Source organism: Streptomyces sp. a15 (assembly GCF_059026085.1).
The window spans coordinates 427,854-445,333 of record NZ_JBWLKM010000001.1; the positions used below are offsets into that span (position 1 = coordinate 427,854).

The following is a 17,480-nucleotide window of genomic DNA, read 5'->3' on the forward strand; positions in this document are numbered from 1 at the left end:
CCTGCTTGTGGTCGAGGACCCGGACGCGGGCCTTGGCAACGCGGTCCGCCGAAGTTTGCGCCGTCTTGGCCGTCTTGGCCGACTTAGGCATCTTGGGCGCGCGCAGCGCGACCGGCAGTTTCCCGGCCCGGGTCCGCGCTGCCGCGCCCTTCCCCGTCGTGCGCGCGACGGGCACCGTGGCGACCGCCTCACCGGAGGGTGGCCATGCCGCGGCCGGGTCGCCCTGCGGGGTCAGGGGTGCCGTGGTGTGCTTGCGCGGCTTCACTTTGCGGTCGTGCCCGGTGACGGGCTTGTCCGCCTGGACGACCGCCGGACGCTCCTTGCTCGGGTCGTCCGCCGCGGCGGGCTGGGTCGTCACCGCCTGGACCAAGGTGCCCACCAGCACCGCAGACACCGCGAGCGCTGTGCGTCTGCGGGCACGCCGCCACCACTGCCTGTTCACTGCCCCACCCCTCGATCTGCCGCTGTCCGCCCTGGTGCTGCCGCTGTGCCGTCCTTCCGCCGCCATCAACCCGCGGACCCGCTTCCGGGAACCGTGGTCGGCAGGTCGGCGGTGCCAAGCGCCAGTTGCTGGACCTGCTCCTGCTCCAAGGCGCCTTGGAAGGTCCAGACGTCGTCGATGGCGCCGGACCAGTTGTCGCCCCACACGCCCTCGGTCTTGGCCCGGCCCAGTTGGAGGGACCGGGTGGCGTTGAAACCGAGTGTGTTGTCGGCCCAGGAGATGTGATCGGTGCAGGCCGGGTCGTCCTGGGTGCCGTTCGCGTCGGCGTCGGCGCAGACGTACTGCTCCAGCTGGCCGTTGACGTAGAGCATCATCTGGTCAGCAAATGCGTCATAGACGAGAGCCAGGTGATTCCAACCGTTTGCGCTGTAGTCGTCGAAGAGCGTGCTGCTTGCCGTCGACTCACCCACCTCGGTGTCGTCGTCCGCGGGGTCGGAATCGTCCACATCCGTCATCATGATCCGCCATCGCCCGGTGACGATCGGTGTCGACGGGTCACCGTCGTCCGGGCCCGGTTCGTAGCCGACTGTGAACGCGCTGTTGAGAGCTCCTTCCTGGCTGAGAATCGTGCCCGCTTCCTGTGGACGTCCTGCGGGGGCGATCGCCCAAGCGGTGACCGTGAAGCTCTGGCTGGTGTCGATGGGCACCGACCCGGTCGCCGCGTAGTCGTTGACGCCGTCCAGGACCAGGGCGCCGGAGTCGACCCAGCCGCCGCCGGTCTTCGCGCCGTTGTAGAGGGTCACCGGGCGGCCTCCCGCCATGGCGTCCGGCGAGACCGACGGGGTGCCGGAGGCGGACTCCAGCTTCCACCGGCCCTTGACGACCGGGTGCTGCTTGAAGAGGTTCTTCACCTCGTCGCCCGAGACCACCCGGTCGTACATTCGTACGTCGTCCATGTCGCCCTTGAGGAAGTTCGACAAGGCACCAGTGCCGTCGCCCGCTGCGCCGAGCGTCACCTTGCCGGTTGCCACCCAGGGGGTGGTGAACGCCGCGGTGTCCTTCAGAACGCCGTTGATGTAGAGCCTGATCTGGTCGGTGTCGTGGTCGTAGACCCCAACCACGTGGTTCCACTCGCCGAGCCCCGCAGCAGCGCAGTTCTCATTTGCGGGGCAGGCGTTCTGTGTTGCGCGCACGATGGTGGCGTCGGCGGAGTTGGACGTCTCGCGGGCGAACACCCAGCCGCCCAGATTCGATGAGTGGTAGAGCTCGAGCCCGGGGGCGAGGGAACCGGTCTGCCTGATCGCTGTCATTGGCCGCACGGCCTTGTCCTTGGGCAGCCGCGCCCACATCGATACCGAGAAGCTCTGGGATGTGTCCAGCACGGGTCGGCTCGTCTGGGCGTAGTCGTCGGTGCCGTCCAGAGCGAGCGCAGTGCCCCCGGCACCCGCGCTGCCCAGGATGGGTCCGCCGTGCAGCGCGGCCAGCACTTTCTGGCCTCGGCCGATCACCGCGAGCGGCGCCGGGGCGGGCTCCTCGTCCAGTGGGAAGACCAGTTTCGCGGGCCTGGCATTGTCCACAGGCTGCTTGGCAGCCAGCGTCCGGACCTGGGCGTCGGTCAGCTGATAGTCGAAGAACTGCGCTTCGTCGAGGTTCCCCTTGAAGAATCCGCCCAGCACGCCGCCCTTGCGAGTGGCGCCGAGCAGGGTCTGGCCACGGGCGTCCCACGGCCCGCTGAAGGGCGCGGTGCCGACCAGCTCTCCGTTGACGTACAGCTTGACCACGGACTCGATGCCGTTGAAGGCGCCCACCAGGTGCGTCCACGTGTTGGTCCGGGATTGCACGCAGGCCGTGTCGCCGCTCGCGCAGGCGGGCTGCATGGCGCGGGACCCGGTCGATCCTTCGGTGTCCGTCGCATGGCGCACGAACACCCAGCCGGCGCGGGACGGCGAGTAGTACAGCTCGAAGGCGCTACGCGCACTGCCGACTTGAGAGACGGCCACCGCACCCTCCGGGGCGGTGGCCGGGATGTCGCCCACTTTCGCCCACACTGACACGGTGAAGTTCTTGGCCGTGTCGAGTACCGGCGAGACGGTCGCCGCATGGCCCTGGGTGCCGTCGAGGTGCAGCCCGCTGCCCAGGACGCCCTCGCCCCCGACGGTGGCGCCGCTCGCCGAGAGGGTGGCCGGCCAGTCACCGCCCTGGCCGTTCACCGTGTCCGAGCCCGCGCTCTCGTCCAGGTCCCAGGTGACCCGGTCGGGCTGCCCGGCGCGTACCCGGAAGTAGTACACGCCGATGCTGCTGCCGTTGCCAGCGGTGTCGAAGGCCTGCGCGGTGATGAAATTGACGCCGGACTTGGTCGGCATGAACTTCATCGTCTTCGCCCCGCCGCCCGAGGTGGTCAGCGTGTGGGCACTGCTTGGCTGCGTGTTGACCCCGAACCAGTACTTCGTGACATCGGTGGCCGTGGAGTCGATGGTGAAGGTGCCGTAGCGTCCCACCCCGTCCAACCAGGGATCGTCCGGGTTCTCCGCGTCCGACTCGGGATACTGCGCTGAGGTGATCCTCGGCTCCGCCGGCACGCTGGTGTCGTAGACCGTCACACAGTCCGTCGCCGAACCCGTGTACGACCACGGCGACCATTGCGCGCCGTCGTAGGAGCGTGCATGCCAGCCGATCAACTTGTTCTTGGGGATGCTGGACGGCAGCGTGATCGAGAAGTCGGAACCCGACTTCTTGTATGTCGACCGTGCCGATGTCCAGCGTGCCGCGAAGCCCTTGCTGTCCCCGGTGTCCCACGAGGCCTGGAACTGCACCGCCACGCTGTCCCCGTCGGGGTCGGTCACGTTGTTGGCCCGCAGCGTCGGCAGAATCCGGACGCGCTTGGCGGTGGACGAGCATGTGCCGCCCGGCTTCTGGCTGAGCTGGGACATCTTGATCTGTCCCGGCGGCCGGTTGTACTGCACCCGCAGCCACGCGTCGTCGGCGAACCGCTTCCACGCATACGGGTCGGTCTCGCTCCTGGCCCGCAGGCCGAACGTGGTCGTCGCCCAGCCGTTGGCCGCCGCCTGCTGCACCGCCCGCAACGCCCAGAACTCCACGTTGCCGCCCGGGCAGTCGCCGCTCCAGCCCTTGGCCTCGCTGCGTGTCTGCAGCAGGTCGGCCCAGAAGGCGTCGTTGTCCTGGGAGTTCCACGTGGTCGAGGAGGAAATGCCCTTCGTCCGGTACAGCTGCACGTCCTTCTTGTCACAGCTGTAGGAGTGGGTCTCCTTCACCACGAACTCCGCCGACAGGATCGTCTTGCCCGCGAACCTGGAGGTCGGCACGGCGTAGAACAGCCGCTTGACGTCCTGCGGCGCACACCGCGTGTCACCCGCGCAGTACCCCATGCCCGCGTCGGGGTCGCCGTTGAACCGCCATTGCGGGGAGGACGCCCAGTACTTCGAGACCATCGTCCAGTTGCCGGCCTTCGGCGAGTACCACTGCGGGTCGATGTAGACCGGGTACGTGGCGTCCTTCAGCAGCTTCTGGTCCGGGGTCAGCACCAGTTCGTCACCGCCCGTGGTGACCTCGACCCCGAGCGGGGCGACCCGGGCGGACTCGCCCGGGCCCGGTACCTCGCCGTCGGCCGCGGCTGCCGCGTCGGTGGTGCGCAGCGAGGCCGTCTTGGCGGTGGCTGTGTCGGTGCCCTTGCTGGAGTCCCACATCAGTGGCCGCGGCGCCTCGAACACCGTGCCGCCGGCACCGGAGTCGGTGGCAGCCAAGCCGCCGTCCGCGGTCTCGCCCACGGTCATGCCGTCGGCGTCCATCGCCAGCCGCAGCTCGGCCAGCTTCGGATTGGCCGCCGCCTCGGCCGACTTGACCACCAGCACCTGCGAGATGCCGTCGATGTCGGCGCGCACTTGGAGGTCCACATCCGGCAGGACCGACGGGTACGTGGCCGTGGCGCCGTCGAGCACCGGCTCCGGCAGCTTGCCCGGCCACGACAGTGACAGCGCCCGCCCCGCCTGCTCCAACCGGATCAGCGGCTGGTCCCCGCCGCCCGAGAAAACGATCCCGGTCGCCGCCACCTTTGGCGTCACCGATCCGTCCGACCGCCGCTCAAGAGTGGTGTCAATGTCTTTCCACGCCCCATCGACGCGCGTCCGCACCGGACGCAGATGCTCGATGGCTTCCAGCGTGCCGTCCGGCTTCGCGAACACCTCGGCCGTCTCGCTCCGCAAGGCAGCGACCTCGACCTCCTTGCCGGTCCGCGCGGCCTCGGCCAGGGCCGCGTCCTCCGCGCCGTTCCCGACGTCGGTGTCGGAGGCCGTGGACTTTGATTCCGCCGCGGCGACATTGGCTACCGCCTGCGATGGCGAAGTGAGCAGTCCGGCGACCAGCAGAGCACCGAGCAGTCCCCCGAAACCACGCAACGACGGACGTCTGGACAGACGTCTCCCCATCACGTTCCCTCCCCCGTTTTCTCACGTATCCCTCAAGACACACCGGAGGGGAATCTAGGTGGGGCCAATGCGGCCGTCCAGATCACTCAAACCGGACAAACAATCGCTGACGCCCCATGCGCTCACAAAGCCCAGGCAGTGATTAGCATCACAAGTGAAAGTTTGAAGCAGTACAGACAAATTCGCGGCGTCCACTGGGTCAAGTCGCTACCGCATTAGCGCCCCCGGCCACCTCCACCGAACCCTCCAGCGGAAACGCTGGAGCCCCTAACTCGGCACCGGGCGCCTAGAGTCGGCGGGCCGGAAGGAGGCGGATCGTACGCACACAAAGGGCCCACCGCGGTCCAGGGACAGCACCCTCATATACTCACCACCCATCAGTCCGGCCGCTGCCCGTCGGCTTCACGGGAATGCCGTCGCGTCGGCGAGTCGATCCTCGGAAACCGTCCAGACCGCCGCGGTCAAGGCGGCCATCGAGGCCTTCACCGCCGCGGTCACCAAGTACCGGGAAGAGGAGGAGGCCCGCCGCAAGGCCGCCGTGGCGGCCGAGGAGAACGGCATGACATCGGCCGAGCAGTTTTCGGATTCTGAGGCGGACCATGACTGACAGAAAGCTGATCGAGAAGGTCCGCGACCGGCCCGGGTTGTTCGGTCTGGACGGCTCGTACTACCCGACGGCCATGTTCCTCACCGGCCTCGACCTCGGCACCTCGATGAGGCTGCTCGACGGGTTCCGCGAGTGGCTCGTTCGACGCAAGGGCGAGGAGAGCAGTTTCGTCTGGACGCGGCTCGTCCTCGAAGACGCCTTCCCGGACGCCGGCGTGCGGCACTGGGGGTCCCTGACCGAGGAACAGCAACTGCTTGCCGTGGAGCACCTGTTCGCGCTGTTGCTCGACTTCCTGGCCGAGCGGGAAGCCGACTAAGCGGTACAGGACGGCCGCCCACCTGGACCTCCACAGTAGGGCGACCGTTCGTTGTCGGGTGGACTCAGCCGAACCAGCGGTCCCGCGCCAGTCCCCATCCGCGACGGATCCTCCGGCAGCGTCGCGACCTCGAAGCGCCGCGGCCGCTGACCCGCCGCCTATGTGAGCCCCGCAGAGACGTCCTACAGGGTGGACGCGTGCAGGACGGGGTCTCTTTTGTGCCGCCAGTCGATCCCCACGTCATCGACGACGAGCTCCTCGTGCTCGACGTACGAGGACGGAGTCCGCGCACCCAACAGCACCCAAACCGACTCCGGTACGTCGCGCTCGGCGCCCTCGGAGTCGATCTCGCCGAGCCAATATCTGTGTCCGTCGTCATCGTCGAGGACTCAAGCCGTGGCGAGCTCACACCACACGCACTTCCCCCGGTTCCCCTCCCTCGCCAACGGCTGCCAGCCCCACACATCGGCGCACGCCCGCACCAGGGCCAAGCCCCGCCCCTCCTCCATGTCCGCGAGTTGCTCCAGCTGTCCCGGCGGCTCGGGCGGCTCCGGGTTCGCGTCCCACACGCCGAGCCGCAGCACGCCCGCCGACCAGCGCACGCGCAGTGCGGCAGGCCCCTTCGTGTGGCGTACGGCGTTGGAGACCAGCTCCGTCGCGAGGAGTTCTGCCACGTCCACCACGCCGATCAGGCCGTGCATCGTCAGGATCAGTCGGAGGGTACGGCGGCTTACGGTGACGGCTCGGGGGTCGTTCGGGATGTAGAGCGAGTACTCCCAGGGTTCCTTGCTGGTTTCGGGCATGCGTGAACTCCGTTCGGCTGCTGGGGGGTTGCGATCAGCGGGCGGTGGCATTGCCCCAGCCGTCATGGCAGGACGGAGTGGTGCGCTTCCGAGAGTCCCGGCGTTCCGCAGAGTGTGCGTCGCGTCACCGACGGTAGGGCTAACATGTGGACCGGGGCAACCCGATCGCATATTCCAACCCCCGAACGAGGAGCAACTCATGGTCCTGAGGCGCGAACCAACCGCACGTCAGATGCGGTTGGGGATCGAACTGCGCAGGCTCCGCGAGGCGGCAGGGCTCACCGCCATCGAGGCGGCAGCGCTGCTCGGAGCGAATCGCGCCCAGATGAGCCACATCGAATCCGGGCTCGCGGGCGTGAGCGAGGAACGTTTGCGTCGCCTCGCGTCCCACTACGCCTGCACAGACGGCGAGTTCATCGACGCCCTGGTCGCCGTGGCCACCGACCGGACAAGCGGCTGGTGGGAGGAGTACCGAGGGCTGCTGCCCACGTCCTTCCTGGATCTGGCGGAGTTGGATCACCACGCCGTGTTCCAACAAGACGTAGCCATCCTGTACGTACCGGGCCTACTGCAGACCGAGGATTACGCCCGCGCCGTCTTTTCCGCCAGGGTGCCCGAACTCACCTACGAGGAACTTGAGTTGCGCGTCCGTCACCGCATGGCACGTCAGCGCGAGGTCACCTTCCCGCACGAGATCGTGATCCACGAGGCCGCCCTACGAATCAGGGTCGGCGACCGCGTTGCCACCCGGGCTCAACTCACCCGTCTCCTTGAGCTTTCCGAAGCGGACCGGATCACCTTGCGCGTCATCCCCTTCGCCCTGAACGGCTTCGCCAGAGCCTCGAGCACGATGACCTACACGGGTGGCCCCGTGCCCAAGCTGGACACAGTGGCGCGCGATGCCCCATATGGCTCGATCTTTATCGACTCCGAGGCTCAGCTCAACGCTTATCGAACGCGCTTCCGTAAGGTGGAGGTCGTATCACTGGAACCCGACCGGTCTCGTGACTTCATCCACCGGCTGACGAAAGAGCTGTGAGGCACTCCATGGACAACTGGCGTAAGTCGTCCTACTCCGGCGAAGGCGACGGCAACAACTGCGTGGAGATAGCAAACTCCCCCACCCAAGTCGCCGTCCGCGACTCCAAGGCCCCCACCCGAGCCACCCTCACCTTCAAGGCCGACGCCTTCTCCACCTTCGTAAAGGCCACCGCCCAGACGCCCTACGAGTGACCCAACTCCGTCGCAACCTCACCGGAGACAAGGGCGGCATTCCGGACTCGGCACCACCTCTCTACAGCCGGACGTAGTGAAGGTCGCTGGTCAGCCGCCAGGTGAGTACGGGGGGCACCACGGCCGCCACGGCAGGCAGGGCGACCACCAGCCACCAGTACGGTGACCGGTGGCCGCCCCGGGGAGGCACCGTCGGCCAGGGCAGACGTCAGGCGCCAGCCGTCATCCGCCCAGAATGGCGCGGAGGTCGGCCGCGTTCGCCTCCGTGACCTTCCACAGCTCCTGCTGCCGGCCGTGCACGTCGGCGACCGTCGCCGCGTGGTCCGCGAGGAGGTCCTTCGCGCGCTCCACCAGCCGCGCGGCGAGGTGGCGGTCGTGCACGGAGACGCCCCACTCGGGACGCTCGATGTCCCGCAGGAAGTACGCCATCTTCGGGTGCGAGATCAGGCTGATGATGGGCGTGCCGACGCCGAACGGGATCATGCCGGCGTGGCCTCGCATGCCGATCACCAGCTTGGTGCGGGCGTACAGGTCGCGGATCCCGTCGTTGTCGAAGTCGTACATCGGGATGACGGGCATCGAGATGCCGTGCTTGCGGCGCAGGTCGAAGGCGATCTTCTCGTCGTCGAGCGAGTGGGCCACGCACTTCACCTCGGCGAGCTCGCCCAGGTCGCGGACCGCCTGGGCCATCTGGGCCAGGAAGTAGTCGTAGTCGTGGCCGAAGCGCAGGCCCGCGCGGTCGTAGGCGGCGTTGATCAGGATGGTGTCGTCGCGCGTCAACGGGTCTTGCCAGTCCGCCACCAACTGCCGCATGACCGTCGTCGGACACGGCTGGAAACGCACCTTGTCGTGCAGGTGCGCCGGGATCATCGCCCGCACCTTCTCGATCGACCCATGGTTGCGCAGCCCGAAGAAGGAGGACTTCTCGACGAGCAGACGCAGCGACTCGCGGAACCGGCCCGCCCGGTACGACTGGCCGTCGAAGGCGTTGAAGCCCACGGCGAAGACCGCGATCGGCACGTCGATACGGTTCAGCAGCTCGTCCGGGACGTTCCACTGCCAGGCGCTGTTGCCGTTGGGCATGGTGTCCGGGATGAACAGGCCGCCGCCGCCGATGACCAGGCCGCGCCGGGCGTTGACGCGCTCCAGGGCCGCCTCGTCGAACAGGCGGTGGGCGTGCACGGAGTGCCAGCGGCGGGAGCCGGTGTCCGGGCCGAAGGCGAGGCGGACGGTCTCCGGGAGGAGCTTGTCGCCCGCGTTGCCCTGCCGGTCCATGTAGAAGGCGACGTGCGCGAGCTGTTCCTCGGCGGCGCCCTGCTCCTGGGCGGGCAGGCCGGAGGCGCGCTGTGCCCACAGCCGGCTGGAGCGGTGGGTGATGTCGACGGACAGGCCGGCCGTGGCGTGCCGCAGTGCCTCGGCGTTGTCGCCGTGCACCCAGGCCATCTGGGCAAGGCGGGCGTAGGCGGTGGCGGCCCGGTTGGGGGCGGCGGTGGCGAGCAGCAGCTGCGCCTTGGCCTCGTCGTAGCGCGAGACGCTCATCAGGGCGTGCCCGAGCACCTCGTGCGGCCAGGCCGCGTCCAGCGGGATGCGCACGCTGCTCAGGATGTCCACGGCGTCCTGGTAGTCGCCGGTCGAGATGTGCGCGGCGGCGACCTTGCGGGCGGCCTCCACGTCTGAGGTGCGCTTGACGTGCGGGGTGCCGAAGTGGACGAGCAGGTCGTGGTGGAGGCCGCCCGACTTCGAGAGGTACTCGGCGTGGAAGTCGGCGTCGTCCAGCTCGAACTCGCGCCAGCGGTCCTCGGCCTGGCTGTAGCCGGCCTCGCCGCCCTGCCACGGCTTGTGGCGGCCGGTGAAGTGCAGGATCGCGGTGTCCTCGGGGACCGGGAGGTCGCCGGACAGGCGCCGCTTGACGAAGTTGTAGCGCGCGTCGAGGCGGATGAAGTCGCCGTCGAGGACCGCGTTCAGGATGCCCTGGTCGTGCTTGTCCAGCTCGTAGTCGCCGCTGCGTCCGGTGGCGTCGAGCTTGGCGCAGAACGCGTCGCTCAGGTACTCGCGCTGGATGACCAGCAGACCGGAGTTGAGCTTGTGCTGCCCGTAGAAGAACTGCGACACGGCCGCGAGTCCCTCGCGCAGCCTGAGCAGTTCGCCCAGGTCACCGAGGACGACCATGTCGGTGTCGAGGGTGATGATGGTGTCGTACTCGCGCAGCCGGAAGACGTCGAGGATGAAGTACGCCTTGCGGACCAGGTAGTTGTCCTGGTCGCCCTTCTTGTACGAGTCGTAGTGCTCGGCGTTGACCCGGCGCAGCACGATCCGCGGGTGCAGGTCGCGGATCCTGGCGATCGAACCGGGGCGCAGGTCGTCGTAGAGGACGACGAAGTCCTCGCACACGCCCGGGTTGGACAGGGCGAGGCTGCGCAGCAGGACGAGGAAGCCGGGGAGGTAGTTCTCGTCGACGTAGCTGGCGAAGGCTATGCGGCGCTTGCCGGTGAGGGCGTGCGCGTCGGTGGCCGGGGCCAGGGGGGCGGCAGTCCCGGTCGGGGAGGTCGTGGTCATCGCAGGGAGATCCTCATGTCGGTCACGCTCTGGGCCCGCTGCATGACCCATGCCTTCTCGCTGGTGTATTCGTGCACGGAGGTGATGGCCAGCTTCATCGCTTCCTGGACGCGGTAGGCGCCGCTCTCGTAGAAGTCGAAGCCGATCAGGTCGAGGGTCGGGCTGACGTCGAGGAAGTCCAGCAGGTACAGCATGTTGAAGCCGGTGGTCGGGATGCCCGACCAGACGTCGGTGCCGAGCTTGCCGATGTTGCGCACGGGCCAGCGCAGGGACTCGTCGCCGAGATACGTCTGGGCGCCGGGCACCAGGCGGTTGCGCAACGAGTGCTTCCAGTCGCCGGAGACCCCGCCGAAGACGAGCCGGGTGTCGACCGGCTTCTCCCAGTTGAAGCCGTGCTTGTGGATCGTGGCGTGCAGGTCGGTGCGGCTGCCGGTGTGCTTCGGCTCGATCTTGTACGAGTTGAAGCGCACCACGAGGTCGTACGCGTCGATCTCCGCGCCCATGGAACTCGCGCCGACACGGCCGGAGTTGGCGATCAGGCAGACCGACTTGCCGGCGATCCGGTTGCGGAACTCGCCGAGGCTGATCCACTGCACCCCGCCGACGGTGGGGTCCTCGACCGGGCCGCGCATCCGCATGCGGCGCTGCTCTGCGTAGAGGGCGATCGCCTCGGTGAGCGCGGGCAGGTCCCCGCTCCCGGTGGACTCGGCGGTGCGCAGGTCGAGGTACTGGCTGAGGAGGTCCTGCCGGTCGGTGGCCGGGGCGTCCTCGGCGGCCAGGCTCAGGAGCGCTCCCACGAGCCGGGGCTCGGCGGCCTGCCAGTCGCCGACGGCGTGCGCGGCCAGGCCTTCGGCCCATATGTCGGTGGCGGGGCCGCTGGTGAACTGCTCGGCGCGCGGACACTGGCGCCGGAGCAGGCTCAGCAGCTCCCGCTCCTTGTCCCCCGCCGCGCGCAGGCCGGCGATCCGGGCGCGGACGCCGAAGCCGTCGTCCTCGGTGAGGGCGAGATACCGCTCGTACGCCTCCACCGCCTCCTTCTCCTCGCCGAGCGCCTCCAGGAGGCGGGCGCGCAGTCGCCAGCCGGCGCGGGAGTTCTTGCGCTGGGCGAGCACGGTGTCGCTTATGACCAGCGCGAGGTTCAACTCGTCGTCGTAGCCGCACTCCAGTGCCTTGTTGGCGACGGCGAGCAGGGCGTCGAGGAGCTCGTTGCCGAGACCGGCGGAGGGGGCCGCGGCGCCCTTGACCGCCCGCTTGAGCAGGGCGGTGGCGCCGGCCGGGGCGGACGCGGGGGTACCGGTGGAGGTGGTGCCCCATACGACGAGCAACTTCCTGAGCTGTTCGGCGAGTTCGACGCGGCGACGGTCGATGCTGCCGACGAGTTTGCCGCTGTGCACCGCACAGGCGCGCAAACAGTCGTCCAGCTCCCCTCCGCGCACACGTGCCCGTCTGTTCTGGACCCTCGTCATGGCACTCCTGATTTTGCCGCGTCTGTGTTGCGCGATTCGCTCTTTATTAGCACGTGGGGGGAGGTTGAGAGAAAGTTAGGAAACCAAGGCAAAGTCCAGGTGAATTCGCAGAGACCACCCGGACAACCGTCACCCCTCGGCCCCAGAAATCCCGGTGATTCGGACTAATGTGCTCCGGGTACCGCAGGAGCGCCCGGCGCGTCGACCAAGGGGAAATTCGTGACCAGCATGACCGTCCGGCCGGCGCCCGACGCGCCCGTGGCCTCTCCCCCGGAGCGGCCGGTCCGCCGGGAATCCCGGTTGCGCGCGCTCGACGGACTGCGGCTGATCGCGGCGCTGATGGTGGCGGCCTATCACTACGGCGGCCGGGGCGGCGAGATCACCCGGGCCTGGGAGAGTTCGCCGAAAGAGCAGTTCCCCACGCTGCACACCTATTTCGCGTACGGCCCTCTCGGTGTCCAGATCTTCTTCGTGATCAGCGGGTTCGTGATCTGCATGAGCGGCTGGGGCCGGCCCTTGAAGTCGTTCTTCGCGTCCCGCGTCTCCCGCTTGATGCCGGCGTACTGGGCGGCGGTGGTGCTCGTGACGGCGGTGTTCGCGCTGCCGGTGGTCTTCTACAAGGCGGTGTCGCCGAGCGACGCGCTGGTGAACCTGACGTTGCTCCAGGAACCGCTGGGCGTGGACCGGGTGCTCGGCGTGGACTGGACGCTGTGGGCGGAGGTCCGCTTCTACGCGCTGTTCGCGCTGTGTGTCGTACTGCCCGGGGCGTCGCGGCGGCGCGTGATCATGTTCTGCGCGGGCTGGACACTGGCGGCGGCGATCACCCAGGGCGCCAACCAGCCGCCGCTCGACATCGTGTTCATGCCGGAGTACGCCCCGTTCTTCATCGGCGGTGTCGGCATCTACCTCGTCCACCGCGACCGGCGGGACGTCTACGGCTGGGGCATCGTCGCCGTGAGCTTCCTGATCGGGCAGCACTACGCGGTGCGCAGCCTGTGGAACGCCGCCGACCCGAACGCCTTCGCCCACCGCACCTCGCTCGGCATCGTCCTCGTCGTCGCCTTCGGCTTCGTGGCGGTCACGGCGATCGCGCTGGGCTGGTTCAACTGGGCGAACTGGCGCTGGCTGACGGTCGCCGGGGCGCTGACCTACCCCTTCTACCTCGTCCACGAGCATCTCGGCTGGGTGGTGATCCACACCCTGCACATCCGGCTCGGCCTGCCCTCGGCGGAGACCTTCGCCCTGACGATCGGGGCGATGCTGCTGCTGGCGTGGCTGCTGAACCGGTACGTGGAGAAGCCGTTGACGCCGAGGCTGCGGGCGGCGCTGGCCAGGGTGCGCTGAACCCCGGTCCAGGATGCGCTGAACCCCGGTCCTCACCCGGCGCGGTACCGCGCCTCGATCCCCGCGATCAGCAGGGCCAGCCCCTCGGTTTCCCGAGGGCAGCACGGTGGACCTCTCCCTCGACGGCATCCGCAAGGTCGTCGCCGGCCGCTCCCACCTCGCCCCCGAGGACGTCACCGAGGTGCGCTGGGCCTCGGACTTCCGCCCGCGCGCGGCCCTCGCGGACCGCTTCCGCTCCGGCCGGGTCTTCCTCACCGGGGACGCGGCACACATCCACTCGCCCGCCAGGGGCCAGGGCCTCAACACCAGCGTCCAGGACGCCTACAACCTGGGCTGGAAGCTGGGCGCGGTACTGCGGGCCGGGACCCCGGCCGCGCTCCTCGACGCCTACGAGGAGGAACGCCGCCCCGTCGCCGCCGACATGCTGGGCCTTTCGACGGGCGTGCACCGGGGAGAGGTACGGCGAGGCAAGGCAACCCGCCAACTCGGCCTGGGCTACCGGGAGTCGTCACTGACGGAGGAGACGCGGACGGCCGACGTGGGCCGAGTGCGCGCCGGCGACCGCGCACCGGACGCGGTGGTGGCGGGCGTACGGCTCTTCGACGCGTTCCGAGGGCCGCACTGGACGCTGCTGGTGCTGGGTACGGAGGCGCCGCCCGAGCCGGGTGCGGGGTCGCTGCACATCGTGCGCGGACCGGCCCAGGAGCCGTATGGGACGGGCCTGTTCCTCGTACGGCCGGACGGCTACATCGGCTGGGCGGGCAGCTCGACGGCCGGGCTCGGGGACTACGTCACGCGGCTGAGCCTGAGCCGGGCCTGACCGGCGCCCCGCGGAAGCCGACGGACAGCAGGGGGACAACCTTGTCCATGAATGTCACCCGCCGAGGAGGGTGTCAACGGAGAGTTCGACGCGAACGCCGACGGATTCCGGAACGGGCACGCTCTGGCCCCGCTTGAAGCGCTGAAGGCCGGGATACTTTCCGTCGACCGGGTCGGTGTAGAGGAGGACCTCGCCATGCTTGCGGTCGGCGATGAGGTACGCCGGGATGCCGGCCTCGGCGTAGCACTCGACCTTGGGGCCGAGGTCGTCGGACCAGTTCGACGACGTTACTTCGACGACCATACGGAAGACGTTGGGTGCGTAGTAGTTCTTCTTGACGTGGGCGTCGCGGAAGTCCTCGTCGACGATGGAGAAGTCAGGGATCGCGAAGTCCTCAGGCAGCATGGGAAGCCAGAGGCCAACCCCCTGAACGTACTCATGCCCTGCCTCAACGATCCCCGCCCGGTCGAAAGCCCTGCCCAGTTTCGTCAGCGACAGCTGGTGCGTGCCATCCGGCGGCGGTGTCACAGTGAGCCTCCCCTGGAGAATCTCCACGCGGTGGCCAGGCAGTGCACGGGCAAGCTGGTCGGCAGCCTCGCCCAGGGTCAGCTCCTGCTGCAGTACGGCCATGGCGTCCTCCTTTTCGGGGCTCACTCTCCACGAGCGTAACCGGGGACGTGTGACTTCTGCCCGCGATCACTTATACGGAGTAATCGCACAGGTCAGAATGCATCCGACGGCACATAAGTCCCCCAAACCCCCCGCAGCGCGTTGCAGACCTCGCCCACCGTCGCCCGAGCCCGCAGCGCGTCCTTCATCGGGTACAGGACGTTGTCCTCGCCCTCGGCGGCCTTCTTGAGGGCGTCCAACGCGGCGTCCACCGCCGCCTGGTCCCGCTCCGCACGCAGCTTCGCCAGGCGCTCCGCCTGCTGTGCCTCGATCGCGGGGTCGACGCGGAGCGGCTCGTACGGCTCCTCCTCGTCGAGCTGGTAGCGGTTGACGCCGACCACGACCCGCTCGCCGGAGTCGGTCTCCAGCGCGATGCGGTAGGCGGACCGCTCGATCTCGCCCTTCTGGAAGCCGTGCTCGATGGCGTCGACCGCGCCGCCCAGCTCCTCGACCTTGGCCATCAGCTCGATCGCCGCGGCCTCCACGTCGTCGGTCATCTTCTCGATGACGTAGGAGCCCGCGAAGGGGTCGACCGTCGCCGTCACGTCCGTCTCGTAGGCAAGGACCTGCTGAGTGCGCAGCGCCAGCCGCGCGCTCTTGTCCGTCGGCAGCGCGATCGCCTCGTCGAAGGAGTTCGTGTGCAGCGACTGCGTGCCGCCCAGCACCGCGCCCAGGCCCTGGACCGCCACCCGGACCAGGTTCACCTCCGGCTGCTGGGCGGTCAGCTGCACGCCCGCGGTCTGCGTGTGGAAGCGCAGCATCAGCGACTTGGGGTTCTTCGCGCCGAACTCCTCCCGCATCACCTTCGCCCAGATCCGGCGGGCGGCGCGGAACTTCGCGACCTCCTCCAGGATCGTCGTACGGGCCACGAAGAAGAAGGACAGACGGGGCGCGAAGTCGTCGACGTCCATGCCGGCCGCGACCGCCGTACGGACGTACTCGATGCCGTCCGCGAGCGTGAACGCGATCTCCTGCGCGGGCGAGGCACCCGCCTCGGCCATGTGGTAGCCGGAGATCGAGATGGTGTTCCACTTCGGGATCTCGGCCTTGCAGTACTTGAAGATGTCGGCGATCAGACGCAGGGAGGGCTTCGGGGGGAAGATGTACGTCCCGCGCGCGATGTACTCCTTGAGCACGTCGTTCTGGATCGTGCCCGTGAGCCGGTCGGCGGTGACGCCCTGCTCCTCGCCGACCAGCTGGTACATGAGCAGCAGCAGCGCCGCCGGCGCGTTGATCGTCATCGACGTGGAGACCTTGTCCAGCGGGATCCCGCCGAACAGCACCCGCATGTCGTCGATCGAGTCGATCGCCACGCCCACCTTGCCGACCTCACCGCTCGCGATCGGAGCGTCGGAGTCGTGGCCCATCTGGGTGGGCAGGTCGAAGGCGACCGACAGACCCATCGTGCCGTTGGCGATCAGCTGCTTGTAACGGGCGTTGGACTCCGTCGCCGTACCGAAACCGGCGTACTGGCGCATGGTCCAGGGGCGGCCGGTGTACATCGAGGGGTACACGCCCCGGGTGAAGGGATACTTCCCCGGCTCGCCCAGCTTCTCCGCCGGGTCCCAGCCCTGAAGAGCCTCGGGACCGTACACCGGCTCGATGGGCAGTCCGGACTCCGACTCGCGCGCCATGGTGTGTGTGCCTCCCGCTGAGCTGTTACTCGCCGGTTACGGTCCGACCCTTCGACGGACTGTAGCGGTGGGCGTGCACCCGGTGGAGGGGAGCACGCTGGGACCTTGCTCACAGGCCTTTTGCGGTCCCGGTCACAACAATGCCGCGCCGTTCGCAACCAGTCATCCGGGGGCAGACATCTCAGGTGGCATCGGTGCACATCGGTGAGACGACGGGGGGTCGCTGTGCGTACTGAGGGCATGGGGAGATGGTTCGCCGCACTGCTGGCCCTGGCCGCGCTGAGCGCCTGTACGGTGCGGGCCGCCGACGGGGACGGCAAGCAGGGCTCGCCGGTACGCATCGAACGTCCCGGCAGCAGTCCCTCGGCCACTCCGAAGGACGACAAGCCGAGCTCCGCACCCACCGAGAAGGAGACCGAGCCCGCGCCCCAAGTCCTCTGGTCCCGGGGCGACACCGGCCGGGACGTCCGTGAGCTCCAGGCCCGGCTGCGGCAGGTCGCCTGGCTCTTCGACGGGCCGACGGGGTCGTACGACGAACTGACCGAGCGGGCGGTCGAGGGCTTCCAGGGCAAGCGCGGGCTGCCGAAGACCGGCGAGACCGACACCGTCACCTGGCAGCGGCTGCTGAGGATGACGCGGGAGCCGGGCAAGTGGGACCTCTACCTGATGGGCGGGCAGCAGGCCGACGCACCGGATCCGCGCTGCCTGACCGGGCGGGTGCTGTGCATCAGCAAGTCGAGCCGGACCCTGCGCTGGATGATCGACGGGCGGACGGTCAGCACCGTGGAGGTCCGCTTCGGTTCGCAGTACACGCCCACCCGCGAGGGCGTGTTCAGCGTCTACTGGAAGTCCCGGCACCACGTGTCGACGCTGTACGACTCGCCGATGCCGTACGCGATGTTCTTCAGCGGCGGCCAGGCGGTGCACTACTCCTCGGACTTCGCGGCCCAGGGATACGCGGGCGCCTCGCACGGCTGCGTCAACGTACGGGACGAGGCGGCGATCGCGGACCTGTTCGCGCAGGTGCGGAACGGCGACAAGGTCGTCGTCCACTGGTGAGGCGCGAGGAGAGAGGTATGGGGCGCGGGCGGGACCGGGGGAACGTGTCCCGCCCGCGCCTAGGTGCACGAGCCGCGAGTACGGGGGGA

Annotated in this window: 12 protein-coding genes and 2 pseudogenes; 6 read left to right on the plus strand and 8 right to left on the minus strand. The window is 68.8% G+C overall.

Annotation, left to right across the window (positions count from 1 at the left end):
* Window positions 1-507: 507 nt before the first annotated feature.
* On the minus strand, window positions 508-4,884 hold the full coding sequence (locus AC5P09_RS01995; RefSeq protein ID WP_493872119.1) for a LamG-like jellyroll fold domain-containing protein: 4,377 nt from the start codon (window positions 4,882-4,884) through the stop codon (window positions 508-510).
* A gap of 599 nt (window positions 4,885-5,483) precedes the next feature.
* Between AC5P09_RS01995 and AC5P09_RS02000 the strand changes: the two genes are divergently transcribed.
* Window positions 5,484-5,807: a hypothetical protein gene (locus AC5P09_RS02000; RefSeq protein ID WP_493872120.1), complete on the plus strand. Its 324-nt coding sequence runs from the start codon at window positions 5,484-5,486 to the stop codon at window positions 5,805-5,807.
* Between the two features lie 64 nt (window positions 5,808-5,871).
* On the opposite strand, the pseudogene AC5P09_RS02005 reads toward AC5P09_RS02000, so the two are convergent.
* A pseudogene (locus AC5P09_RS02005) lies at window positions 5,872-6,160 on the minus strand (hypothetical protein); the annotation flags it as partial.
* Window positions 6,161-6,196: 36 nt separating this feature from the next.
* Complete coding sequence (locus tag AC5P09_RS02010; protein WP_493872121.1) at window positions 6,197-6,610, minus strand: ATP-binding protein; 414 nt, start codon at window positions 6,608-6,610, stop codon at window positions 6,197-6,199.
* Window positions 6,611-6,809: 199 nt separating this feature from the next.
* Here AC5P09_RS02010 and AC5P09_RS02015 point away from each other — a divergent pair, with 199 nt between their 5' ends.
* Both AC5P09_RS02015 and AC5P09_RS02020 read left to right on the plus strand, forming a co-directional pair.
* On the plus strand, window positions 6,810-7,649 hold the full coding sequence (locus AC5P09_RS02015) for a helix-turn-helix domain-containing protein (protein WP_493872122.1): 840 nt from the start codon (window positions 6,810-6,812) through the stop codon (window positions 7,647-7,649).
* Between the two features lie 8 nt (window positions 7,650-7,657).
* Window positions 7,658-7,843 (plus strand): DUF397 domain-containing protein, encoded by a 186-nt coding sequence (locus tag AC5P09_RS02020; protein ID WP_493872123.1) that lies wholly within the window; start codon window positions 7,658-7,660, stop codon window positions 7,841-7,843.
* Between the two features lie 61 nt (window positions 7,844-7,904).
* Here AC5P09_RS02020 and AC5P09_RS02025 read toward each other — a convergent pair whose 3' ends face one another.
* The 3 genes from AC5P09_RS02025 to AC5P09_RS02035 are packed head-to-tail and all read right to left on the minus strand — an operon-like array spanning window position 7,905 to window position 11,865.
* Window positions 7,905-8,033 carry a hypothetical protein gene (locus AC5P09_RS02025; RefSeq protein WP_493872124.1) on the minus strand — a complete coding sequence of 43 codons (129 nt, stop codon included), beginning with the start codon at window positions 8,031-8,033 and terminating at the stop codon, window positions 7,905-7,907.
* A 32-nt stretch (window positions 8,034-8,065) separates the two neighbouring features.
* On the minus strand, window positions 8,066-10,399 hold the full coding sequence (locus AC5P09_RS02030) for a glycosyltransferase (RefSeq protein WP_493872125.1): 2,334 nt from the start codon (window positions 10,397-10,399) through the stop codon (window positions 8,066-8,068).
* A complete protein-coding gene (locus tag AC5P09_RS02035) occupies window positions 10,396-11,865 on the minus strand; it encodes a glycosyltransferase family 29 protein (protein ID WP_493872126.1) in 1,470 nt (489 codons plus the stop codon). Before AC5P09_RS02035 ends, AC5P09_RS02030 begins: the two co-directional genes overlap by 4 nt.
* A 228-nt stretch (window positions 11,866-12,093) precedes the next feature.
* Between AC5P09_RS02035 and AC5P09_RS02040 the strand changes: the two genes are divergently transcribed.
* Both AC5P09_RS02040 and AC5P09_RS02045 read left to right on the plus strand, forming a co-directional pair.
* Complete coding sequence (locus tag AC5P09_RS02040; protein ID WP_493872303.1) at window positions 12,094-13,209, plus strand: acyltransferase family protein; 1,116 nt, start codon at window positions 12,094-12,096, stop codon at window positions 13,207-13,209.
* An 85-nt stretch (window positions 13,210-13,294) separates the two neighbouring features.
* Window positions 13,295-14,029 (plus strand): annotated as a pseudogene (locus AC5P09_RS02045) (FAD-dependent monooxygenase); the annotation flags it as partial.
* Between the two features lie 54 nt (window positions 14,030-14,083).
* Here the strand turns inward: AC5P09_RS02045 and AC5P09_RS02050 are convergent.
* Window positions 14,084-14,659, minus strand: a complete 576-nt coding sequence (locus AC5P09_RS02050) for a Uma2 family endonuclease (RefSeq protein WP_493872127.1) — start codon at window positions 14,657-14,659, stop codon at window positions 14,084-14,086.
* A 92-nt stretch (window positions 14,660-14,751) separates the two neighbouring features.
* A complete protein-coding gene (locus AC5P09_RS02055; protein ID WP_493872128.1) occupies window positions 14,752-16,332 on the minus strand; it encodes an acyl-CoA mutase large subunit family protein in 1,581 nt (526 codons plus the stop codon).
* 240 nt (window positions 16,333-16,572) lie between these two features.
* Here AC5P09_RS02055 and AC5P09_RS02060 point away from each other — a divergent pair, with 240 nt between their 5' ends.
* Entirely contained in the window at window positions 16,573-17,391 is an 819-nt protein-coding gene (locus tag AC5P09_RS02060; protein ID WP_493872129.1) for a L,D-transpeptidase family protein, read from the plus strand.
* Window positions 17,392-17,480 lie beyond the last annotated feature (89 nt).